The sequence below is a fragment of the Nitrosospira sp. Nsp1 genome (assembly GCF_900100985.1).
In the GTDB taxonomy this organism is placed as follows: Bacteria; Pseudomonadota; Gammaproteobacteria; order Burkholderiales; family Nitrosomonadaceae; genus Nitrosospira.
The window spans coordinates 98,742-122,510 of the sequence record NZ_FMUF01000008.1; the positions used below are offsets into that span (position 1 = coordinate 98,742).

The window sequence follows — 23,769 nt, forward strand, 5'->3', positions numbered from 1 at the left end:
AAAGAGGATTTATCAAAAAGGCTGAAAGGCCAAAAATCGGATTGTGTGAGCAGCAGCTTGCTGCCATAATTATTTCAACTTCTTGAGGGAAGACTTCAGGCCTTGCGTTCAATCTGTGAATGGAGCGATCAGGCCCCTAAGTTTTGTCAGAAGTACGAATAATCTTCAGAAAACTTCATGGCGAGAATCTTCCGCGTCTTGTAATTCCTCATCTGATATCACCGATTTTGCTGCATCAGAACTTGGAGGCAAGAATCTGTCAGTAGAATCATTTTCCTCATCATTTCAAGTCCAAGGGCGAGCCGGTCGATTGAATTAATCAAAGATTGCGATCCCTGAGCCGTTAATTTGAATGAGTGCAGCTATAATTCGGGTTGCCAGAAACGGAGAACTCCAGGTTGGTGACATGAATAACAATACAGTGTGGCATAGCGCCACGATAACCCGTGCTCATCGAGAGCGGTTGAATGTGCACCATTCGGCAGTGTTGTGGTTCACCGGCCTATCCGGTTCAGGTAAATCGACGTTGGCTCACGCGGTAGAGGACAAGCTTTATCAGTTGAGTTGCCGCACTTTTGTCCTGGATGGTGACAACGTGCGCCAGGGTTTATGTTCGGATCTCGGCTTTTCGGTACAGGATCGGTCCGAGAACATCCGCCGCATAGGCGAGGCGGCAAAATTATTGGTCGAATCCGGCGTGATCGCAATGACGGCCTTTATTTCGCCGTTTCGGGCTGACCGTCAACGGGCGCGCAGTATTTTTCCACATGGCGATTTCATCGAGATTTTTTGCGAGGCCAGTCTGGATGTGTGTGAGCGGCGTGATGTGAAAGGTCTCTACAAGCGCGCACGGACCGGCGAGGTGAAGGAATTTACAGGTATCTCATCGCCCTACGAGGCCCCGCTCAATCCGGAACTTGCGGTCAAAACGGGTGAATTGCCGCTTGAAGAATGTGTCGCGCAGGTAATTGAATACTTGCAGCTGCGCAATGTCTTCAGGGAAAACCTGAGCGGCAAGGACGGAAACAGATTTCAAGCCGGACGAAGCAGAACCATTAGCGGCACCGCTGATTGACGATTGTCGATTGGCGGATGCGTGGTCGAATGTCATTGGATCAGGTCATCATGGGCGTTATCGATTACCCTGAACAACCCCTTCTTTTCTTTGCATCATAAAGCGATGCGAACAGTTCAAGGTCTTATCATGCAAACATGAGAGACATTCTCGTTACCCTGATCGTTTTCGGTTTTTTGCCCACTATCTTCAAAAAGCCGCACAGGGGGGCATTGATGTGGGTGTGGATCAGCGTCATGAATCCCCATACTCAGGGGTGGGGGTTTGCGACCTCCTTTCCCTTTGCCGCTATCATTGGCGGCGTCACATTGATAACGCTCGTATTTACCAGGGAACCAAAAAACCTGCCGATAACGTCGCTGACCTGGATCTTCATTGCCTTCGTGTTTTGGATGAACGTGAGCACAGTATTTTCACTTTATCCCGAGGATGCGTTTATCCAGTGGAACAAGGTGATGAAGATCATGCTGATGACCTTTGTGGTCATCATGCTGATCAGGACAGAAGATCATATCAATTGGCTCATCTGGATAATCGTGATCTCGCTCGGCTATTACGGCGTCAAGGGGGGTATTTTCACGGTAATAGGCGGAGGGGTGGGGGGTGGACATGGTCCTGGGGCCGGAAGGCACCTTCATCGGGGGAAATAACGAGATCGCACTGGCGCTTATCATGACTATTCCCCTGATGCACTATCTGCAGACGATTTCCCCCAAGCCATGGGTGCGCCATAGCCTCACAGCGGCCATGATGCTTTGCGCGCTTGCCGCGCTCGGTTCGTATTCACGGGGGGCTTTGCTGGCGATTGCAGCGATGGTCGCTTTTCTATGGCTTAAAAGCCAGCACAAAGTGCGGATGGGCGCGCTGTTTATCCTCGCTATTCCGCCAGCACTCGCATTCATGCCTGCTCAGTGGACGGAAAGGATGGATACCATTAATGATTACGAGGAGGATGGCTCCGTCCAGGGCCGTTTCAATGCTTGGTGGATGGCATACAATCTGGCCAAGGACTACCCTCTGACCGGCGGCGGTTTCGAAGTTATCACGCCTGAACTATTCTGGGCCTATGCGCCTAATCCCCAGGACATACATGCTGCCCACAGCATTTATTTCCAGGCCCTCGGTGAGCACGGTTTTGTCGGCCTGGGGCTATATCTCCTGCTGGGGCTATATACCTGGCGGACGGGCTCATGGATCATTCGCAATACAAAAAACCTTGAGGGATACAAGTGGGCCTCAAGCCTGGCGACCATGATTCAGGTGTCGATTATCGGCTTTGCGGTAGGTGGGACATTTCTTAGCCTGCTCTATTTCGATGTGCCGTATTACCTGATGGGTGCCATGATAATCATGCGTGTTCTGGTAGAAAAAGAACTTAAGCAGAGAGCCTTGTCGATGGCCGGTAAGAAAGGCACAGGTTCGCCACGACACACGGGAACTTTGGAGCCATCACCCCCGCAACCCATTACCCGGGACTCAAGCTAGGACAGATACATCGGTAAGGATATTCTCCTGTAAATTCCATAGCGGCATTCCAGAATTTCGCGCCATGCCAGCGCATGAATGAGGCATGCTGAAAATCACCCTAACCCTATGCAACCTCCAATCTTACTGCCGAACCGCGCGCTCCTGCACCTGTTTTCTCCCGGGGGTTCACGCAACCGCTTGTCGATACTGATCTATCATCGCGTATTGCCTCGGCGGGACCCATTATTTCCGGAAGAGGGCGATGCGGAAGACTTTGACCGCCAAATAGAACAGCTTGCAGGCTGCTTCAGGATAATACCGCTTCTCGATGCAATACAGGGCCTGCGTCACGGGAAGTTGCCGCCGCGCGCCGCCTGCATTACCTTTGACGACGGCTACGCCGACAATGCGGAAGTCGCCTTGCCGATTTTGAAAAAACATGGCATTTCGGCTACTTTTTTTGTGGCGGCCAATTTCATCGATGGCGGCAGGATGTGGAACGATACAGTCATCGAATTGATCCGCCATGCAACCGCAGGTATAATCGACCTTGGCAGCTTGGGGTTGGGGCAATTCGAAATCGAAACTATTCCCCAGCGCCGCCAAGCCATCGAGTATCTGCTAGGTAAGCTCAAGTACCTGCCTCCCGACATAAGGCAATCGAAAGTAGAGGCGATGAGCTCGCTCATCCCCGTAGCTCCCGGTTCCAGCGGCAATCTCATGATGACCTCGGATCAGGTCAGGGTTCTGCACGAGGCAGGGATGGAAATTGGCGGGCATACCGCTAGCCATCCCATTCTCGCAAAGATGGAGAATGGCGCAGCTTCTGCCGACATTGCTCATGGCAAGGAAATACTTGAAGGCATCATTCGCGCGCCGGTACGGCTTTTCGCTTACCCAAACGGAAAGCCGGGGCAGGATTATTTGCCCGATCATGTCAGGATGGTCAGGCGTTTGGGCTTCGATGCAGCGGTTTCAACCGCTCATGGCGCAGCACGGATGGACAGCGATTTATACCAGCTCCCGCGGTTTACCCCATGGGGTCGGGGGCCGGTGCGTTTAACCCTTCGGATGGTTCAAAATATGCTCAGGACCGTGGAAACGGTTTAGCGGCATTCACATAAGCTCATCTGCATTTCATATCCCGAGTTCGGTATTGCTTCATTAATCCTTTTTTTCCCAGAACAAATCAGGTCTTGGCAGCAGGAGCCATCTTCAGAATACGAGTCTGATAAGCAATCTGTTCCAGGACTTGGCCAATAACTTTTAACGGTACCCTCATTACTTATGGAAAGACCAATTACAGGATTCGACCTGGACAGCGAAGGCGACCCGATAGCGCTCCTCAATTGCGGCCATGCGCAGCATGTACGGCATAATCCGCCATTTATCAATCGCCCGTGGGTCATTTCCGAGGAAGGCCGTAACGGCATGATCGGAAAAATGCTCAACTGCGTTCGGTGCGATAAGTTCGAGATGCCCGATGGCTTTGTTCCATACAAGCGGACACCTGTATTTACGGAGGAATCGGTTCCCGCCGCGTTGACGAAAGACCATTCCACAAAAACCGGTACTTGGGCAAAAATAACGATTCTGGAAGGAAAGCTGCGATATTGCGTGGCCGCGCTGGGCGCAGACACGGAATTATCCACGGACAACGTCGGAATCGTTGTGCCGGAGGTTCCGCATCATGTGGAACCGCTGGGCGCTGTACGTTTCTTCGTGGAATTTTATCGCGCACCGGATAAGGATGTGTAATATCCTGGCGTTCTTGCTCATAAAACCATCCACAGTCAATGGAGAATGATTCCGTACTCCTCACTTGTCCTTGCGGCTGCTTTATAGCCATGAGCGTAGGCTGGGCGTAGCTCTGCGCCTCAAAATCTCGCGTGTATTACCCACTCCCAGAGTGGTTTTAATTGACTGTCGTGCTCAAGAAGTTTAGAATCCGCGTGTTTTGAAATCAGCCAACGTCGGGTTCCACAATCCGGCATGGGCTAAAAAAACCCGAAGAGGGCGCCGGCTGGAACGAAAATCAGGTCTTCCGAAAACAGAATGGCAATTCGCCTGGCTTCACGCTAGTCGGTTGCCTCTGACAGACGCCAGAAAACAATGCCTTTGATACGAAACGAGCCAGTGCGCATTGTCATGCGCTGGCAATTGATCGTCACCATGGCGATGGTGCTGGGTCTTGGCTTTTTGTGGGGATTTCACGGTGCCGCTTCCGCATTGTTGGGGGGCGCGGTCAGCCTGGTTTCCGCAGCCGCTTTTTCGGCAATCGTTTCGCGGTACAACGGTTCTACCGCAACGGGCGTATTGATAACGGCGCTAAAAGCGGAAGCGGTAAAGGTTATCGTCATGATTATCCTGCTTTGGCTGGTACTGACGCTTTACAAGGATGTTGTCGCGGCCGGGTTTATCGGAACATTTGCACTGACGGTCCTGATTTTCGGAATGGCGTTGTTTGTAAGGGACGACGCAAAGGTTGCCCGAATTAAATAGTTTGAATAGGCAAAAAATGGCATCGGACAAGGAACTCACCCCAACCTCATACATGGATCACCATCTGACGAACCTGACCAGTTCGGTAGGTGAAGGCTCGTTCTGGACGCTGCACGTGGACACGCTCGTGATGTCGTCGCTGATCGGTATCATCAGCTTCGGCTTCCTGTGGTGGGTGGTGCGCGGCGCGACTTCCGGCGTTCCCGGCAAACGCCAGGCGTTCGTCGAGTTGGCCATCGAGTTCGTCGATAATCAGGTGAAGAGCACTTTTCACGGCGACCGGCATGCGTTCGTGGCCCCCGCGGCGCTTACCGTGTTTGTCTGGGTGTTCATGATGAGCGCGCTGGACTTTTTGCCGATCGATATCATGGCTTCGGTCTATGAATTATTGGGGTTGCACAACTGGCGCAGTGTTCCGACCGCCGATGTGAACACCACATTTGCGCTGGCGCTTTCCGTCTGGCTGCTGATGATTTTTTTCAACATAAAGGTCAAAGGGCTGGGCGGCTGGATACATGAGCTGGTCTGCACCCCCTTCGGCAAGAATCCCATGCTGTGGCCGGTCAACCTGCTGTTCAACCTGGTTGAATACGTTTCCAAGCCGCTCTCACATTCCCTGCGTCTCTACGGAAACATTTACGCCGGCGAAATCATTTTTCTGCTGCTCGGCATGTGGGCCGCTACCGGCCTGGCCGGTACGCTATTCGGCACGGTGCTTGGTGCGGGATGGGCGATTTTCCATATTTTGATCGTTACGCTGCAAGCGTTTATCTTCATGATGCTGACGGTCGTTTATCTTTCCATGGCGCACGAGTCCCACTGATTCAGCTTCAACCCTGCTTTCCAGATTACTATTTACTACCACGAAGAGAGGAAAAACGAGATGGACAATTTGCAATACTTGGCGATGATTCAGGCCTACACGGGCATCGGTATCGGCCTGATGATCGGCCTCGGCGCAGCCGGCGCCTGTATCGGTATCGGTATCATGTGCAGCAGCTTCCTTGAAGGCGCTGCGCGTCAGCCTGAAATGATTCCGACACTGCAAGGCAAAGTGTTCCTGTTACTCGGATTGATCGACGCCTCGTTCATTATCGGTGTTGGTCTGGCCATGCTCTTTGCATTCGGTAATCCATTGCTGGCCGTCATCAAGTAATAATGCCTGCTCCCGGTACCATTATCAGAGACTAGCCATGAATATCAACTTGACCCTTCTTTCCCAGGCGATGGCGTTCGCCATTTTTATCTGGTTCACAGTTAAATTTGTCTGGCCGCCGTTGATGCGTGCAATCGAAAACCGGCAGAAAACGATCGCCGACGGGTTGGCTGCAGGCGAGCGAGGCAAGAACGAACTTGAATTGGCCAGCCATCGTTCCGCCGATGTGGTGAGGGACGCCAAGCAGCGAGCGGCCGAAATCATTGCCCAGGCAGAAAAACGCGCTTCCGAGATTATCGAGGAAGCAAAGTCAGTGGCGAAAGATGAAGGCGGCCGCATCCTTACCGGTGCCAAGGCCGAGGTCGAGCAGGAAGTATTTCGCGCAAGGGAAACGTTGCGGCAGAATGTGGCGGACCTAGCTTTGGCCGGTGCGGCTAAAATTTTGCGCCGCGAGGTAGACGCCAAAACGCACGCGGATTTGCTCGCATCCATCAAAGCGGAGCTCTAGGCGATGGCCGAAGCGCGCACGATTGCACGGCCTTACGCAGAAGCCGTTTTCAAGCTGGCAAAAACCGGCGGAACGCTGCCCGCCTGGTCGGGAATGCTGCAACTTCTAGCGGCGATAGCAGTGGATGAGCGGATTCAGGCGCTTATCGGTAATCCGAAGGTTCCGGCCAAACGATTGGGCGAGTTGCTTCTCGGCATATGTGGCGACAAGCTCACCGATGAAGGCCGTAATTTTGTTTTGCTGCTTGCGGAAAACGGCAGAATCGAAGTATTGCCGGAAGTGAGCGAAATGTTCGAACAACTCAAGACCCGTCATGATGGGGTATTGGACGCGAAAATTACTTCCGCGTTTGCCATGAGCGATGCGCAATTGAAAGACTTGGTGGCTGACCTCGAGGCCAGGTTCAAGCGCAAGATAGAAGCCAAAGTAAGCATCGATCCGGAATTGATAGGCGGGGTGAAGGTTGAAATCGGCGACGAAGTGCTTGACGCTTCCGTGCGAGCTAAACTGGAAGCCATGGCTGTTGCACTTAAAAGCTAGGAGCTATTTGAAATGCAGTTGAATCCATCCGAAATCAGTGAGCTGATTAGAAGCAGAATTGAAGGGCTCCCCGCTTCCGCGGAAGTTCGCACGCAAGGAACCGTTGTCTCGGTGACAGACGGGATCGTGCGTGTCCACGGCCTCGCGGACGTGATGCAGGGCGAAATGCTGGAATTTCCCGGCAATACCTTCGGTCTGGCGCTCAATCTCGAGCGCGACTCCGTGGGTGCGGTAATCATGGGTGAATACGAGCACATCACTGAAGGCGACATCGTCAAGTGTACCAGCCGTATCCTTGAAGTACCGGTGGGCGAGGAGTTGATAGGCCGGGTAGTGAACGCGCTGGGGCAGCCAATCGACGGCAAAGGCCCGATAAACACGCACCGTTCGGAGCCAATCGAAAAAATCGCCCCCGGCGTCATCTGGCGTCAGTCGGTGAACCAACCCGTGCAAACTGGCCTTAAATCCATTGATTCCATGGTTCCCGTAGGGCGGGGGCAGCGTGAATTGATCATTGGCGACCGCCAGACAGGCAAGACCGCCGTGGCGATAGACGCGATCATAAATCAGAAGGGCGAGAATATGACTTGCATCTACGTTGCGATCGGACAGAAAGCCTCGTCCATCAACAACGTCGTTCGCAAGCTGGAAGAACACGGTGCAATGGAATATACCATCGTGGTGGCGGCCACCGCGTCGGAATCGGCGGCAATGCAGTTCATTGCGCCTTACTCCGGCTGCACCATGGGCGAGTATTTTCGCGACTCCGGTAGAGACGCACTCATCATTTATGACGATCTGACGAAACAGGCATGGGCCTATCGCCAGATATCGCTGCTGCTGCGGCGTCCGCCCGGACGCGAAGCCTATCCCGGCGACGTGTTTTATCTGCACTCGCGCCTGCTGGAACGAGCCGCGCGGGTAAGCGCGGCCTGGGTGGAAAAAGCCACTAACGGCGCAGTCAAAGGGAAGACCGGTTCACTTACGGCACTTCCGGTGATCGAGACTCAGGCAGGCGACGTAACCGCTTTCGTCCCCACTAACGTTATTTCGATTACCGACGGTCAGATTTTTCTGGAAACCGATTTGTTCAACGCGGGTATTCGCCCTGCTATCAATGCCGGTGTTTCAGTATCGCGCGTCGGCGGCGCGGCGCAGACAAAAGTTATCAAGAAGCTGGGCGGCGGCGTACGTCTCGCGCTGGCGCAGTATCGCGAACTCGCGGCATTTGCGCAGTTTGCTTCCGATCTCGATGAGGCCACCCGCAAGCAACTGGAACGCGGCAAGATGGTGACCGAATTGATGAAGCAGCCACAATACGCCACCTTGAGCGTATCCGAGATGGCGCTCACCCTGTTCGCCGTCACCAAGGGATATCTGGACGATGTTGAAGTCAAGCGTGCCTTGGCGTTCGAATCGGCGCTGAAAGGTTTTATGCGCAGCAAGTATGGCGCCATCCTGGAAAAGATAGAAACCACCAAGGATATGAACGCGGAGACCGAGAAGGCGCTCGACGCCGCGATTCAGGACTTCAAGAAAAACGGAACATACTAACCCATGGCCGGCAGCAGAGAAATACGCAACAAGATCAAAAGCGTAAAGAACACGCAGAAGATCACGCGCGCCATGGAAATGGTAGCAGCCTCTAAAATGCGCAAGGCGCAGGAGCGCATGAAGAAGGCGCGTCCATATGGCGAGAAAATCCGTAACGTAGCCGCGCACATGAGCCGGGCCTATACCGAGTATCGCCACCCGTTCCTGATAGACCGTGATACGGTGAAACGGATCGGTATCGTCGTCGTTACGTCCGACAAGGGATTGTGCGGCGGGCTCAACACGAACGTGTTGCGCATGGCGATAGGTAAAATGAAAGCGTGGGAAGCGGAAGGCGAACAGATCGAAGCATGCTGTATCGGCAACAAGGGTTTTGGATTCATGAACCGGTTGGGCGCGAACGTCATTTCGCACGTCGTAGGCCTGGGTGATGCGCCCGACCTCGAGAAACTGATCGGGGCGATAAAAATCCTGCTGGATGGCTATACCCAGGACCGTTTCGACCGCGTGTATATTTTTTATACGCGCTTCATCAATACGATGAAGCAGGAGCCGGTGATGGAACAATTGCTTCCGCTTTCCGATGAGCAGCTCAAAGCGGGCGATGGTCCGACGGGACAGCGAGGCGTATGGGATTACATTTACGAACCTGAAGCCAAGCCTGTTATCGACGATATCATGGTGAGGTACGTCGAGGCCCTCATTTATCAGGCGCTGACGGAAAACATGGCATCCGAACAGTCCGCCCGAATGGTGGCGATGAAGGCCGCGTCGGACAATGCCGGCAGCGTCATAAATGAATTGACGCTGATATACAACAAATCGCGCCAGGCCGCCATTACCAAGGAATTGTCGGAAATTGTCGGTGGCGCGGCAGCGGTTTAATATTTTGATTTAGCATTTTAGGGAACAACATGAGCCAGGGAAAAATTGTTCAGTGTATCGGGGCGGTGGTCGACGTCGAGTTTGCGCGCGAAGAACTGCCCAAAGTGTATGACGCACTCGTGCTTGAGGGAACAGAGTTAACGCTCGAAGTACAGCAGCAGTTGGGAGATGGCGTGGTGCGCACGATTGCGCTGGGGTCTTCGGATGGACTGCGCCGTGGCATGATGGTAACGAACACCCGCGAACAGATCAAGGTTCCTGTCGGCACCAAGACCCTGGGCAGGATCATGGACGTTCTCGGCAGGCCTATAGACGAAATGGGTGATATCGGCGCCGAAAAGACCATGTCCATTCATCGGAAAGCGCCTGCATTCGACGAGCTCTCCGCATCTACCGAATTACTGGAAACCGGTATCAAGGTTATCGATCTGGTCTGCCCCTTCGCCAAAGGCGGAAAAGTAGGGCTGTTTGGTGGCGCGGGCGTGGGCAAGACTGTCAACATGATGGAGTTGATCCGTAACATCGCCGTCGAGCACAGCGGTTTTTCCGTATTCGCGGGTGTCGGCGAACGGACTCGCGAAGGCAACGATTTCTACCATGAAATGAAAGACTCGAATGTGCTGGACAAGGTGGCGCTGGTTTACGGGCAAATGAATGAGCCGCCCGGAAACCGGTTGCGCGTGGCGCTGACTGGCCTGACCATGGCGGAATATTTCCGTGACGAAGGGCGCGACGTGCTGCTTTTCGTGGACAATATCTACCGCTTCACCCTGGCGGGGACTGAAGTATCGGCTTTGCTGGGGCGGATGCCTTCCGCGGTGGGTTACCAGCCGACGCTGGCTGAGGAAATGGGGCGGCTGCAGGAGCGCATTACATCCACCAAGTCCGGTTCCATCACATCGATTCAGGCTGTGTATGTCCCGGCGGACGATTTGACCGATCCATCCCCCGCGACGACCTTTGGTCACCTGGATGCAACCGTAGTGCTGTCGCGCGACATCGCCTCGCTGGGCATTTATCCAGCGGTGGACCCGCTCGACTCCTCATCGCGGCAGCTCGATCCGCTCGTGGTTGGCGAAGAACACTACAATACCGCGCGCGACGTGCAGCAAACCCTGCAGCGCTACAAGGAATTGCGCGACATTATCGCCATTCTTGGAATGGATGAGCTTTCGCCCGAAGACAAACTGGCGGTGGCCAGGGCGCGCAAGATTCAGCGTTTTCTTTCGCAGCCCTTTAACGTGGCCGAGGTATTTACCGGCTCACCCGGCAAATATGTATCCCTTAAGGAAACCATCAAAGGTTTCAAAGGCATTGTTGCCGGCGAATACGATCACTTGCCGGAGCAGGCGTTTTACATGGTTGGCGGAATAGACGAAGCCGTCGAAAAAGCCAAGACGTTACAATAGAAAAGATATTCATGAATCTGCTGTTCTCTGTGTGAACGATAACGGGATCAGCCAATCAATGTTGAATGGAAACTAAAATGGGTGTGTTTCACGTTGATATTGTCAGCGCCGAGGAATCGATTTACTCCGGCCCCGCCGAGTTCCTGGTGGCGCCGGCAGAGGCGGGGGAAGTGGGGATTTATCCGCAACACACACCGATGCTGACAAGAATCAAGCCGGGGTCGGTACGCATCAAGGCGCCTCTGCAAGATGAGGAACTGGTCTATGTTTCCGGCGGCATGCTCGAAGTTCAGCCGGACGTGGTAACCATTCTTGCCGACACTGCTGTGCGGGGCGCCGATCTCGACGAATTGAAGGCGATCGATGCCAAGAAGCGGGCAGAAGAAGCCATGAGAGACCGGTCTTCCGCGATGGACTATGCGCGGGCACAAGCCGAGCTAGCCGAAGCGATCGCGCAATTGGCCACCATTCAGAGACTGCGAAAAAGCGGGCACTGATAAGCAGGATTCCAGACAAAAAAAGGGCGGCGACAACCGCCTTTTTTTATGCCTGGAATAAGCCGCACGGTGACAAGCAGCCTGCAAAACAAAACGCACGTACAACGCCAGGCTTGCCAAGCGTAACACCAGGCATGGCACCGAACCTGATGTTCAGCTAAGCAGTAGATGGATTCTGATCCCATGATGTGATAAATTAGCCTTCCAAAGTTATTGGCACGACGTTGTCGCCCCTTTGTCGCGCATGTGTTCCCGAGCATTGTCATGCGTGCGGCAAGGCATATAAATCAGATAGACGTCTGCTGTTCGCCAGAATTTCCTTTCGTTGACCGCTCTTTCATTGACGTGTCTAAACTGAATATCGTAATTCTCGCTGCCGGACTCGGCAAGCGCATGAACTCGGCTCTGCCCAAGGTTTTGCATCCCCTTGCAGGCAAGACCCTGCTGGCACATGTGCTCGACGCAGCGCGCGCATTATCGCCGCAAGGAATTTGTGTTGTCTACGGCCATGGCGGCGAGGCCGTGCCGCAGGCGATAGACGACAAAAGCCTGACCTGGGTGCAGCAGATACCGCAACTTGGCACCGGTCACGCGGTGAAGCAGGTGCTGCCCCATCTGGATGAGCAAGGTATGACACTCATCCTGTATGGCGATGTACCGCTTACCAGCGTCGAAACGTTAAAAAAATTGATCTCGACCGCTGGCGAAAAAACCATCGGTCTTCTGACTGTAGAGTTGGCCGATCCCTCCGGTTACGGCAGGATCGTGCGTGATGGCGAAACAGGCGAGGTCGTCGCCATTGTCGAAGAAAAAGACGCCACCCCGGCCCAGCGGCAAATCCGCGAAATCAATACCGGCATCATGGTGATCCCGAATCGGTACCTTCATGGTTGGCTGCACAAGCTGGAAAACAACAACGCGCAAAAGGAATATTATCTTACCGACATTATTGCGATGGCGGTCAAGGATGGCGTCAGCATAAAAGTTGCCCAGCCGGCGCATGCCTGGGAAACAGTTGGCGTTAATAGCAAGACTCAGCTCGCAGCGCTTGAACGGATTTACCAGAACCAATTTGCGACAAAACTGCTGGAACAGGGCGTGACGCTGGCGGATCCCGCCCGTATCGACATTCGCGGCCAGCTCGTCTGCGGCAGGGATGTGGAAATAGATATCAACTGCATTTTCGAGGGCGACGTGCAACTAGATGATGGCGTGAAAGTGGGCGCTCACTGTATCCTGAAAAATGTCAAAGTCGCGGCCGGATCGGCCATCGCGCCATTCAGCCTGATCGAAGCGGCTGAAATCGGAAAGAACTGTCGTGTCGGACCTTACGCACGCATCCGTCCCGGAACCCGGCTCGCCGAGGATGTCCATGTCGGTAATTTCGTCGAAGTCAAGAATAGCGCCATCGCCGCCGGCAGCAAGGCGAATCACCTGAGCTACATCGGCGATGCCGTCATCGGAAAGAACGTCAACATTGGTGCCGGAACGATTACGTGCAATTACGACGGCGCCAATAAATACCAGACGATCATCGAGGACGATGTTTTTGTCGGCTCCGATACTCAACTGATTGCGCCGGTTACAGTAGCGCAAGGCTCTACCATCGGCGCCGGTTCCACCATCACCAAAAACACGCCGCCGCATAAACTGTCGCTCTCACGAGCCAGGCAGTTGAGCATCGAGGGCTGGCAGCGGCCGGTTAAAAAACCGAAGGGTGAGAAATAAAAACCAAAACCGCAGCATTTTCGGGATTATATTTCTTTATGCCTATGCACCTTCTCAGTTTGATACCTATGTTGAGTAGGATGGGTGGAGCGGAGCGGAGCGCAACCCATCAAAACTCCTGAAAACCATACAGAGGCATATATTTCTTTGTCACACCCCGTTTATCCGGCAAGTAGCTGATAATTGTCTTCATTCGGGGCTCGACCCCAAATCCAGTCCACGCCAACGTGACGCGCGCGTAAGCTGCTGCTTTGAACATCACTCGACACTCACTCTCTCTCCAGTATGACGTTTGTACTGTTTGTTCGCCAAACCTATAGAAGGATGCCATCAAATGTGTGGAATAGTCGGCGCAGTCGCAACAAGTAATATTGTTCCCACCCTGCTTGAAGGCCTGCGCCGCCTGGAATACCGGGGGTACGATTCCGCCGGGATCGCGCTTAACAACGGCGGGTTGCACAGGCTGCGTACCACCGGCCGCGTTGCGGAACTGAGCAAACTTGCGGATAGCCAGAACTTTAGCGGCGAAACAGGTATTGCCCATACCCGCTGGGCTACCCACGGCGCTCCATCCGAGCGCAACGCTCATCCGCATTTTTCAGGCAAAAAATCAAAGGAAGTCGCGGTCGTCCACAACGGTATCATCGAAAATCACGAACTGCTGCGCCAGCGCCTGCAGGATGAGGGATTCATATTCACTTCGGACACCGACACCGAAGTGATCGCCCACCTGATTTCGTTTCATCTGGAAAAAACACCCGATCTATTTGAAGCAGTGTGCCGTGCCATAGCCGAATTGCAGGGTGCCTATGCAATCGCGGTCATGGAGGAATCGCGCCCGGAACGCATTGTCGTCTGCCGCAACGGCGCGCCGTTATTGCTGGGGCTGGGCGAATCCGGCAACTACGCCGCCTCAGATGCGTCCGCCCTGCTGCAGGTCACCCGGCGCATGATCTACCTCGAAGATGGCGATGTGGCCGAACTGCACCGCGACAGCTACCGCATTATCAATTGCCTGCATGACAGCGTGTGCAAGGAAGTGACGCGTGCCGTGCAAGAAAGTGAGCTCAGCAATGATGCGGTAGAGATGGGGCCTTATGCCCATTTCATGCAGAAGGAAATATTCGAACAGCCCGGCGTGGTGGCCAATACGCTGGAGATGGTCCTCAATGCGCAATCCATTTCTCCAAGGTTGTTTGGCAGCGAAGCAGAGAATATTTTCAATGACACGGATAGCATCCTGATACTTGCGTGCGGCACCAGCTACCACGCCGGGCTGGTAGCCCGCTACTGGCTTGAGACCGTAGCCGGATTGCCCTGCAATGTCGAGATCGCCAGCGAGTACCGCTACCGTAATCCCGCGGTCAGTCCGAATACCCTCGTGGTAGGAATTTCCCAATCGGGGGAAACAGCCGACACCCTGGCTGGCCTCATCTATGCGAAATCATTAGGGCACCGCTACAGCCTCGGCATCTGCAACGTGGCCGAAAGTGCCCTGGTGCGCCAGACCGACCTGCGCTTCCTCACCCGCGCAGGCCCGGAAATCGGCGTAGCCTCCACCAAGGCATTCACCACCCAGTTGGCGGCGCTGATGCTGCTCACCATGACATTAGCAAAAATGCGCGGCAAATTATCCGGCGAACGCGAACGCCAGATGATCGCCGAGTTGCGGCACCTGCCCGTTGCACTACAGAATGCGTTACAGGTCGAACCGCAGGTCAAGGCCTGGGCCGAAAGATTCGCGGGGAAAAGCCACGCATTGTTCCTTGGGCGTGGCATGCATTATCCAATCGCCATGGAAGGAGCCCTCAAGCTCAAGGAAATTTCATACATTCACGCCGAAGCCTACGCCGCCGGTGAACTGAAGCACGGCCCCCTCGCGCTGGTGGATAAGGATATGCCGGTAGTCGCCATCGCCCCCAACGACACGCTACTGGAAAAACTCAAATCCAATCTACAGGAAGTGAGCGCACGCGGCGGAGAACTCTATGTTTTCGCCGATGCCGATTCCCGTATTCAGGAAAGCGAAGGCGTCCACGTCATCCGCCTCGCGGAACACGCTGGCTTGCTCAGCCCCATCCTTCACACCATCCCCTTGCAACTGCTTGCCTACCATGTCGCCCTGCAGAAAGGGACTGACGTCGATAAGCCGCGGAATCTGGCGAAGTCGGTGACGGTGGAGTAACAGGTGTCTTAAAGCTCGCCTTGGTCTTTAAATGACTATTATTATGGATAATTTTTAAAGTTAAAAAATAAAAATAACTAAATAAAAGTTAATGCAGATAATTATTCCTATTTCATTTTTTAGCAGTTCATGCAACAGTGGCCAATAAGATGCCCACCGCAGATCCACGAAGGTAACTTTGACTCAGGCAATAACTGAACGAGGATTACTTAGCGAAATCGGGGTTGGAGACAGCTATTTCGAGCAATTAAAGTCGTAAACACCGCTGGTTCTGCCACTTCGGGTTGGATGATGAGATTCTTGATCGCTCCGGCTCTCCAAGAACCGACATGTCCGCTTTCATGAGAGCAATGCCTTCCGCAAACTCTTCGAGTGCGTCTGGTGCTGCATGACTGAAGGGCTGATTGGTGGTGAAGGATTCGTTGTAGATGCCAGTATTGGCAAAGCTGATGCAAGTCTTCTGCGAATGTGGAGATGCTTGCTCATCTTAAGCGCATCCTGAAACCGAAGGAGTTTTTTTTGATTGTTCCTCTGCGTAAACATAAGCCTGACGGAGGTTTGTACACGCGATTTCCTGACATCGAAAAAATGCTTGGCGAGCTTAATCTCGTTGCGAAGGTAGACCTCGTCGAACGATGTCGGCTACCCAAAGGTGAGGCTCTGTACGTTCCCACACAATGCGTTTTGTATTTCGTGCGGCGAAGCTCAGTCGACAAAGACGAAATTCTTTTCGGACAGCTCTTCCAGATCCTTGCTGAACGGATCCGCCGCGCATTGCCGAGGGTCGAAAACCCGGATGGAATAACGTTATCCTTCACGAGAAGCCAGGTGTTTGAACAGGTTTATGACAAATTTGTAACGCTGTTGATTGAGGAGCGCATCGCGTACGTGGAACGTCTGGATTTCTTTGAGGTTGACTTCAATGGCGGTCTTACTTTGCTGAAACTGGGCGCTCAAAAGAAAGCCTGGAAAGAAGAAAACCGCAACACAGAACTCGAGGCAGACGACGATATTGGGAATATCAACGACGAGGTGGAGCAGGCTGCTGGCTCTTACGAGCCCTTCGATCCGACGGTACTTGACGATTATCTTTACCGGTCTCGCCTGGATGCTGCGATAGATGAACTACCACCATTGCAAAAAAGGATTATCGAAATGTTGCGACAAGGGATTCCGATCGATTCGATCGACCAGAATGCGGTAACCATCGCCAAATCGCTAGGTAAGGTGGAGAAAACAATTCGAAACCATCGTAATGCGGCGTTTGCTCGGTTGCAGGTACGACTCAGCCGAGGGATTAAGTGATGGTAGCCCAAGCCCCAAAACTTTCGTGTGAGGATGTGCTGGAATCGTTTGCAATGGAGTTTGATAAAAGTGGTCAGACGCTTGAGCGGTATTTGCGGTCGTATCCTGAATATGCGATGCAACTTATCGATCTTTCCCAAGAAACTTTCAGGTTTGGCGTTCAGGACGAGAGCCCCTTGTCTGTGCAAGACAAGATTCGAATAGATTCAGCTTTGTTGCGCATTCAAAGCGCTTCTATAAAAGCAGCGGCCGATGTCCTTGCCGAGCTGTCAGTGCCAAAGTTGCGGGAAATCGCCCAAGCTCTTGACGTACCTAGGCAAGTGATTACTGCATTCCGGGAAAGGACTGTAATAGTTGGTTCGGTGCCGAGGCGCTTCGCGGCTAAGCTCGCGAGCTTGGTAGGCAGTAGCGCTGAGGTTCTGCTGAACTCTCTTTCCCTGCCGCCTCAGACCCTATCACGGAGTTATAAGGCTGATGGCAAGCCCACCAAAACGGTGAGAGTAACGTTTGAGCAGCTTTTGCGCGACTCGGGTATGTCGGACAAAAAAATCGCGTTGCTACTGACGGACGATGCCCAAGATGGACGCGATTGAGATTGGCAGACAGAGAGCCGAAGCCCTGTACGCACAGGCAGTCGTTGCTGGGCACGATCCCTGGAAGCCATTGACTTTTGCACTGGCTGAGGTAAAACGCCGCGATCTTGACGCCGAGAGCACAAACAAAGGTGCGGTGGGTCTCAATGGAGGCCGTGCGACCTTTGTACAGGAAGATGGCCTCATTCTGTACGAACGCGGGGGTACCGAATTCGAAAGGGCATTCCTCGTCGCCCATGAGATCGGTCACATCGAACTTGGTGACGACTTCGAAGATGCCAAAGACGTCGCGCCATACATCATCGATCCGACCCGGCCTGCTGAGGCATCACCTATAGGCATGGATCGCGTGATGGATTACGGACGGCGGGAGCGCCGGGAGGTTCAGATGGACCTCTTCGCGCGAGAGTTCTTGCTGCCCAGGCCAGTTGTTCGGAGGCTGCACATTGAAGAATGCATGACTGCCTCGGATATCGCCGAGAAATTGGGTGCACCGTTCGAAGTGGTAGCCCAGCAGCTGCTCGATGCTCTCCTGCTGCCGCCCATGGTCACCACTGTCGATGATCTGTACAAGGAGCGCGCGCTCAACGAATTGCAGACTGTTGCAGCGGGTCATAAAGGCGGTGCCTACTTGCTGGAAGCGGGTCCCGGCACTGGAAAGACTCAAACTTTGATTGCCCGTCTCAAAGCATTATTGACGGAGAAAGTCGATCCTCGCCGTATCCTGGTGCTGACGTTCTCGAACAAGGCTGCAGGCGAAATCGCCGAGCGAATTGCGCGCGTTGACAGCGCCGCCGCAGCGGCAATGTGGATCGGCACCTTTCATGCGTTCGGCTTGGACCTTCTCCGCCGCTTTCACACGGAAATGGGACTTCCCGTTGACCCCCGCATGCTTGATCGTACAGAAGCGGTGGAGTTGCTTGAGCAGGAGTTTCCGAGGCTGGGCCTAAAGCACTACCGGAATATCTACGATCCTACCGACATCATTACGGACATTCTTGTAGCTATTTCACGCGCGAAGGATGAGGTCGTGGACGCCGATGCGTACCGACAGCTTGCGGAGACCATGCTGACGACGGCAGCCAGCGAAGAAGATATTCTGGCGGCAGAGAAGACCATGGAAGTTGCCAAAGTCTATAAGGCATACGAGCGACTGAAGCGCCAAACCCAAGTCGTCGACTTCGGCGATTTGGTATGTCTGCCGGTACAGCTACTGGAAAGCAACGACGTAGTGCGGACGATGCTTCGCGAGACTTATAATCATGTGTTGGTGGACGAGTACCAAGACGTTAATCGAAGCAGCGTCCGGCTGCTGTCCGCGCTATGCGGCGAAGGCGAGAACCTGTGGGTCGTCGGGGACGCAAAGCAGGCAATCTACCGCTTTCGTGGTGCTTCTTCTTTCAACATGGACCGGTTCGGGATCGACGACTTCCCGGGCGGTGACCGAGGCTGCCTGAAGGTAAACTACCGATCCGTAGAAGAAATTGTGGCGGCATTTTCGAAATTTGCGGTCGGCATGGTCTTTGGTGGCGCTATGAGTGAACTGACGTCTGACCGGGGAGCGGAGGGGCACCTTCCAGAACTGCGGTTGATCGAACAAGGTGATGCGCAGGTAGTTGCCATCGCAGACGCTGTGGCCGAGATGCGTGCAGCAGGCTACAGCTACAGGGATCAGGCTGTCCTTTGCACCGGCAACGAAAAGCTTTCTGAATTTGGACGGAAGCTCGAGCGGCTCAATGTGCCTGTATTGTTCTTGGGAAGCTTGTTCGAGCGTCCGGAGGTTAAAGATCTTTTGGGTTTAGTGTCGCTATTGGTGGATCGGCGCGCCATGGGACTGCTCAGGACTGCTTGTTTGCCTGATTTTGCGATGACATTGGGGGATGTTGCAGCAGTGATGGACCACTTGAAAGAGCATAACTTTGAAGCTGGAAACTGGCGGTCGACTAATGGAGCGATCAACGATCTGTCCGTGGACGGCCAATCGGCGCTTAATAAGCTGGCTAAGGCTTTTGAGGGGTTTGGCGATGACTCTGTGCCTTGGACCGTGATGGCGACCTTATTGCTGGATCGGACCCGCATGGCGGCGCATTTGGCTCAATCCGTAGAAACTGCCGACCGGGCTCGAGGCATAGCGATGTGGCAACTGCTAAACTTTGTCAGAGTCCAGCCAACTGGCAGGGGGTTGCCTATCACGCGGTTGTTGGACCGAGTCCGTCGGCTGGTGAAACTGGGTGACGATCGGGATTTACGTAAGCTGCCTGCCGCGGCACAAAGCATCGACGCGGTACAGCTGATGACCATACACGGCGCTAAGGGCCTTGAATTTCCAGTGGTGCACCTGCCTGGAATGAACGTCAACACGCTGCCAAGTGCAGTTCGGGCACCGGCATGCTTTCCCCCGTCGGGCATGGTTGAGGGTGCAGACGGTAACCCAAAAGAACTGCACCGGATGGAGCACGAGAAAGAGCAGAAATGCCTCTTCTATGTCGCGCTCTCGCGAGCCAAGGACAGACTTTTCATGTATGCGGCCACGCGCAACGCTGCTGGAGCCCGCCGGGCACCATCGAAATTCATCGATTGGCTAGGTGCCGCAGTGATGATCAAAAGCGTTACAACATCGCAGCCAACACCTTCGGATCCGGAAGACACTGCAATCGACCTTGTGATTGAGGGCGGACTCAGCTTCAAAGGCCGTGAGATTTCGTTGTACCAATCCTGCCAACGGCGCTTCTTTTACACCCACGTGCTGCGGGTTGGCGGGAAGCGCATATCGACGCCGTTCATGCAGATGCACGACGCGGTGCGCACGGCATATCAAGTCGTGGTTAGGAGCGGCGTACCTGCCGCCGGATCCCTGGACGAAGACTTGGGTCAAGCCTTCGCCGCATCTGGGCTTGCGAATCACGGGTATGTGAGCGACTATCTTGAGTTGGCCAAGAGCATGCTGGGCTATTTCACCTCAATTCGCGAAGGACACACCGCCGAACCACCAGTCGGCCTGAGTCTTACGTTCGGGAAAGAGACTATCGTCGTTCTCCCGGACGACGTGCTGGTGGGCGCAGACGGCCGGCGCACATTTCGGCGAGTGCAGACCGGTCATAAACGGTCGAACGATCTGAAAGAGCTCGACGCCGCAACCTTCCTGCTGGCTGCGCGCAATGCCTTTCCCGACGCTGCAGTGGAGTTTGTCTACTTGTCGGACGGCGCTGCCCACACCGTCGATTTCACGCCCAAACAATTGGCTGACGGGAGTGCCAAGCTGGTGGCGTCGCTCCAATCGGTTCGTTCGGGCGTGTTTCAGGTGACACGGTCGGCTCGGGTTTGCCCAGCCTGTCCGGCTTTTTTCGTGTGTGGACCCTTCCCCCCAGGTGCCCTCAGAAAAAATTTCTGAAAAAGTTTACCGGTTTGCTCCCGCGACTCCGATGAGAAGGTAGAGCTGGACGCTGGGTCTAGCCAAACCTTAAAGGGGTTGGTAAATGGAAACTGGAAAAAATGTCGATTTCGACGACGTGGGCGAAGCAATTCGCGAGAACCGCGGCCTGCGTCCGTCTCGGGCCTACCGCATCCTATTCGCACAAGAGAATTTGAACTTCAGCCCGATCAAGGTCAGCGACCCGATACCGCTGGGGCGTCAGATCCTTGCAGCTGCAGGGCTGAGCGTACGCGGGGACTACAGCCTGTTTGCTATCCTGGAAACAGGCGACTTTGAGGACGTGCGACTTGACGAACCCTTTGACCTGCGCGACAAGGGGGCTGAGCGCTTCGTGGCCTTCCAGACTGACCGCGATTTTAAGCTGACAGTCAACGACAGCCAAGTTTCTTGGGGCAAGCCCGCGATTTCAGGCGCCACGCTGTACGCACTGGCGAACCCTGGCGAAAACGAGGCCGTTTTCTTGGTCATTCGTGGCGGGGAAGATCGCCAGATCGAACTGGGTGAGGCCGTAGATTTGGCTGTTCCGGGCGTGGAGCATTTTGTGATCGCACCTAAGCGCAAACCGAGGGTTGAGATTGTGATCAATGGTCACGAGGTCGAAGTCGAGGACAGCCATCAGACCTTTGCGCAGTTGGTGGCGATTGCATACCCGGGCGAAGCCCCGACACCAAACATCAAGTATTCGATCACCTACCGCGGTGTGGCCTCTAAGCCCCATAGCGGCGAGCTGGCCGCCGGCGGTTTTGTGGAAGTCAAGAACGGGAGCATTATCAATGTCGGCCGCACTATTCAGTCTTAATCAAGACCTCAAGCGCTTGCGCGAGGATGGCTACTTTGTGCAGATCGTAGGCGGATCCTTGATTCTGCGCGAGGTGCCCTACGTCAATGCGCAGCGAGAAGTGAAGACGGGCACGCTTACGTCCAGTCTGTGTTTATCCGGGAACGTTACCCAGAAACCCGAACCGCACACGGTGCAATTCGAAGGCGAATTCCCATGCAACACCGATGGAACCCCAATCCAAGGCATCGGTGGGGTACCGGAAAAGCTAGAGCTGACCGCGCAGCACATGTTTTCAAGCAAGCCTGGAGCGAATGGCTACAGCGACTACCACCAGAAGATGTCAACTTATGCGACGATCCTCTCTGGCCCCGCGGCCGTGCTTAAACCAGGCACGACTCCTCGCGTGTTCAGGGAACCTGATGCGGAGGAGGACAGCGTGTTCAACTATATCGAAACTGCGTCGGACAGAGTGGGCATAGGGAAATTGACTGCGCAGCTGGAAAGCGAACGGATGGTCATTGTCGGGGTGGGAGGCACGGGTTCCTACGTGCTGGACCAATTGGCGAAGACGCCAGTGCGCGAAATCCGCCTCATCGATAGCGACGACTTTCTGCAACACAACGCTTTTCGTGCCCCGGGTGCGCCCACTATCGAAATGCTCCGCGACGTGCCGAAAAAGGTCGATTATCTTGCCGAGATTTATGGGAGGATGCACCGTCATATCTTGCCGTACCCCGTGGAAATCGACGCTAGTAACATTCACCTGCTGGAGGGCGTCACCTTTGCTTTCCTTTGCATGGAGGCGGGAGAGTCAAAACGTCTGGTAGTACAGAAATTGGAAGACCTAGACGTGCCTTTCGTGGATGTGGGGATGGGTCTTGAACTCGTTAACGGCTCACTGGGAGGTATCCTGCGAGTGACTGCCAGTACGCCAGGCAAGCGTAACCATGTTCGGGATCGCATCTCGTTCGAAGGCGGCGGCGCAGAGAACGTGTACGCGTCCAACATCCAGGTCGCCGACCTGAACATGCTGAACGCAGCGCTGGCCGTCATCAAGTGGAAAAAAATACGTGGCTTTTACCGCGACCTCGAAAAAGAGCACCACTGTTCTTATACGACCGACGGCAACATGTTGTTGAATGGTGACTTGGCATGATGAAGCATACCGAGCTTACGCTGCACTTCGTAAAGGGAGTTCCGCGGGATCTGGCGCCTGGGGTACTTTACGTGTCGATGGAGTACGGAACCGTGGTCCACAGCTGCTGCTGCGGCTGTGGACACGAGGTAGTGACGCCCTTGACGCCTACAGACTGGCGGTTGACTTTCGATGGCGAGACGATTTCGCTCTGGCCTTCAGTTGGCAACTGGAACCTACCTTGCAGGTCGCACTACGTGATCAAAAACAACCGCGTGGCCGGAGCAGAGTTCTGGGACAAGGCTAGGATCGAAGCGGAGCAGAAACGAAACAAGACGGCCAAGGCGAAGTTCTATGCGCAGTCTGCAGAGCCGATTCTGCCAGAGCAATGTGAACTACCACAGCTTGCGGCAGCGGTACCGACACGCAACATGCCGAAAGGGCTTTGGGCGAAGTTGTGCCGATTGTTCGGCTAATCGCTGCGATGTGGTGCGGTACGGTCAATAGCGGCACTCGTGCTTGACCAGAAGGCCAGGGTGAGCAGGATTTTTCATGGCCATCTTTCTTCCTTTTTCGTTAGTGGTAATCCACCAGATCAACGTTCGTCACGTTTGAGCCACCATCTTAAAAATTATCCGCCAGTTGCCTGAAACCGTAATAGACCAGAATCTGCGTAAGTCACCTTTAAGAGCATGCAAGCGCAAGTCCGGCAAATTCGCTTCCTGCGGCGTCTGCATCTGGTCGAGTAAGGACAACACGCGTCGCAGTCTCTGGGCATGATCTGCCCGTATACCTGAGGTGTCATCCGTTTCATAGAAGCGCCCTAGACCTTTATGCCGAACGAACTAATTATTTACTGTAACCGATAACGTTACAGGTTTCACCAGATTTGGTGACGCAGCACTTACTCATACCGCACAATAGGATGGCTATTAGAGTTAACAGAACCTAATAAGACCAGCTCCGGCAAATTACAATCAAGGATATCCTACAGGCTGAAGATAATGCGCGATGAA

The 23,769-nt window shown here is 54.1% G+C and carries 23 protein-coding genes; 22 read left to right on the top strand and 1 reads right to left on the bottom strand.

All coding sequences use genetic code 11. The features are described 5' to 3' along the window. Positions 1-406 precede the first annotated feature (406 nt). The 22 genes from cysC to BLP78_RS07240 all read left to right on the top strand — a co-directional run bounded on the left by cysC (position 407) and on the right by BLP78_RS07240 (position 23,229). Positions 407-1,075, top strand: coding sequence for an adenylyl-sulfate kinase (gene cysC, locus BLP78_RS07140; protein WP_090457964.1), 669 nt, complete (start codon positions 407-409; stop codon positions 1,073-1,075). 137 nt (positions 1,076-1,212) lie between these two features. Beyond that, complete coding sequence (locus BLP78_RS15970; protein ID WP_256330143.1) at positions 1,213-1,725, top strand: putative O-glycosylation ligase, exosortase A system-associated; 513 nt, start codon at positions 1,213-1,215, stop codon at positions 1,723-1,725. After that, positions 1,685-2,560, top strand: a complete 876-nt coding sequence (locus tag BLP78_RS15975) for a putative O-glycosylation ligase, exosortase A system-associated (protein ID WP_256330153.1) — start codon at positions 1,685-1,687, stop codon at positions 2,558-2,560. Before BLP78_RS15970 ends, BLP78_RS15975 begins: the two co-directional genes overlap by 41 nt. Positions 2,561-2,668: 108 nt before the next feature. Further along, positions 2,669-3,652 carry a polysaccharide deacetylase family protein gene (locus tag BLP78_RS07150; RefSeq protein ID WP_256330144.1) on the top strand — a complete coding sequence of 328 codons (984 nt, stop codon included), beginning with the start codon at positions 2,669-2,671 and terminating at the stop codon, positions 3,650-3,652. 177 nt (positions 3,653-3,829) lie between these two features. Beyond that, on the top strand, positions 3,830-4,300 hold the full coding sequence (locus BLP78_RS07155) for a DUF3565 domain-containing protein (protein WP_090457966.1): 471 nt from the start codon (positions 3,830-3,832) through the stop codon (positions 4,298-4,300). 354 nt (positions 4,301-4,654) lie between these two features. Continuing rightward, entirely contained in the window at positions 4,655-5,044 is a 390-nt protein-coding gene (locus BLP78_RS07160) for an ATP synthase subunit I (RefSeq protein ID WP_025040887.1), read from the top strand. A gap of 16 nt (positions 5,045-5,060) precedes the next feature. After that, positions 5,061-5,867, top strand: coding sequence for a F0F1 ATP synthase subunit A (gene atpB / locus BLP78_RS07165; RefSeq protein ID WP_090457968.1), 807 nt, complete (start codon positions 5,061-5,063; stop codon positions 5,865-5,867). A 60-nt stretch (positions 5,868-5,927) separates the two neighbouring features. After that, positions 5,928-6,200 carry a F0F1 ATP synthase subunit C gene (gene atpE / locus BLP78_RS07170; protein ID WP_004180856.1) on the top strand — a complete coding sequence of 91 codons (273 nt, stop codon included), beginning with the start codon at positions 5,928-5,930 and terminating at the stop codon, positions 6,198-6,200. A gap of 37 nt (positions 6,201-6,237) precedes the next feature. Further along, a complete protein-coding gene (locus BLP78_RS07175) occupies positions 6,238-6,708 on the top strand; it encodes a F0F1 ATP synthase subunit B (RefSeq protein WP_090457970.1) in 471 nt (156 codons plus the stop codon). Positions 6,709-6,711: 3 nt separating this feature from the next. Further along, the gene (locus tag BLP78_RS07180; RefSeq protein ID WP_090457972.1) at positions 6,712-7,248 is read left to right on the top strand and encodes a F0F1 ATP synthase subunit delta; all 537 of its coding nucleotides are present in this window, start codon (positions 6,712-6,714) and stop codon (positions 7,246-7,248) included. Positions 7,249-7,260: 12 nt separating this feature from the next. Then, positions 7,261-8,802: a F0F1 ATP synthase subunit alpha gene (gene atpA, locus BLP78_RS07185; protein WP_090457975.1), complete on the top strand. Its 1,542-nt coding sequence runs from the start codon at positions 7,261-7,263 to the stop codon at positions 8,800-8,802. A gap of 3 nt (positions 8,803-8,805) precedes the next feature. After that, entirely contained in the window at positions 8,806-9,687 is an 882-nt protein-coding gene (gene atpG, locus BLP78_RS07190) for a F0F1 ATP synthase subunit gamma (protein ID WP_025040882.1), read from the top strand. A 29-nt stretch (positions 9,688-9,716) separates the two neighbouring features. Next, positions 9,717-11,096, top strand: a complete 1,380-nt coding sequence (gene atpD, locus BLP78_RS07195) for a F0F1 ATP synthase subunit beta (RefSeq protein WP_025040881.1) — start codon at positions 9,717-9,719, stop codon at positions 11,094-11,096. A gap of 77 nt (positions 11,097-11,173) precedes the next feature. Beyond that, positions 11,174-11,593, top strand: coding sequence for a F0F1 ATP synthase subunit epsilon (locus BLP78_RS07200; RefSeq protein ID WP_025040880.1), 420 nt, complete (start codon positions 11,174-11,176; stop codon positions 11,591-11,593). Between the two features lie 345 nt (positions 11,594-11,938). Then, positions 11,939-13,321, top strand: a complete 1,383-nt coding sequence (gene glmU / locus BLP78_RS07205) for a bifunctional UDP-N-acetylglucosamine diphosphorylase/glucosamine-1-phosphate N-acetyltransferase GlmU (protein WP_256330146.1) — start codon at positions 11,939-11,941, stop codon at positions 13,319-13,321. A gap of 334 nt (positions 13,322-13,655) precedes the next feature. Continuing rightward, positions 13,656-15,506 (top strand): glutamine--fructose-6-phosphate transaminase (isomerizing), encoded by a 1,851-nt coding sequence (gene glmS / locus BLP78_RS07210; protein WP_090457977.1) that lies wholly within the window; start codon positions 13,656-13,658, stop codon positions 15,504-15,506. A 468-nt stretch (positions 15,507-15,974) separates the two neighbouring features. Further along, positions 15,975-16,811 carry an RNA polymerase sigma factor gene (locus BLP78_RS07215; protein ID WP_218118939.1) on the top strand — a complete coding sequence of 279 codons (837 nt, stop codon included), beginning with the start codon at positions 15,975-15,977 and terminating at the stop codon, positions 16,809-16,811. 53 nt (positions 16,812-16,864) lie between these two features. Further along, positions 16,865-17,404 carry a hypothetical protein gene (locus BLP78_RS07220; protein WP_143002908.1) on the top strand — a complete coding sequence of 180 codons (540 nt, stop codon included), beginning with the start codon at positions 16,865-16,867 and terminating at the stop codon, positions 17,402-17,404. Then, entirely contained in the window at positions 17,391-20,795 is a 3,405-nt protein-coding gene (locus tag BLP78_RS07225) for a UvrD-helicase domain-containing protein (protein ID WP_090457983.1), read from the top strand. Before BLP78_RS07220 ends, BLP78_RS07225 begins: the two co-directional genes overlap by 14 nt. Before the next feature lie 85 nt (positions 20,796-20,880). Continuing rightward, positions 20,881-21,636, top strand: coding sequence for a multiubiquitin domain-containing protein (locus BLP78_RS07230; protein WP_090457985.1), 756 nt, complete (start codon positions 20,881-20,883; stop codon positions 21,634-21,636). Then, positions 21,611-22,774, top strand: a complete 1,164-nt coding sequence (locus tag BLP78_RS07235) for a ThiF family adenylyltransferase (RefSeq protein ID WP_090457987.1) — start codon at positions 21,611-21,613, stop codon at positions 22,772-22,774. Before BLP78_RS07230 ends, BLP78_RS07235 begins: the two co-directional genes overlap by 26 nt. Next, the gene (locus tag BLP78_RS07240) at positions 22,771-23,229 is read left to right on the top strand and encodes a ubiquitination-like system serine protease family protein (RefSeq protein ID WP_218118940.1); all 459 of its coding nucleotides are present in this window, start codon (positions 22,771-22,773) and stop codon (positions 23,227-23,229) included. The genes BLP78_RS07235 and BLP78_RS07240 overlap by 4 nt, the downstream gene beginning before the upstream one ends. Before the next feature lie 129 nt (positions 23,230-23,358). Here the strand turns inward: BLP78_RS07240 and BLP78_RS07245 are convergent, their stop codons facing one another. Beyond that, positions 23,359-23,544, bottom strand: a complete 186-nt coding sequence (locus BLP78_RS07245) for a type II toxin-antitoxin system RelE/ParE family toxin (RefSeq protein WP_371128864.1) — start codon at positions 23,542-23,544, stop codon at positions 23,359-23,361. Positions 23,545-23,769: the final 225 nt, after the last annotated feature.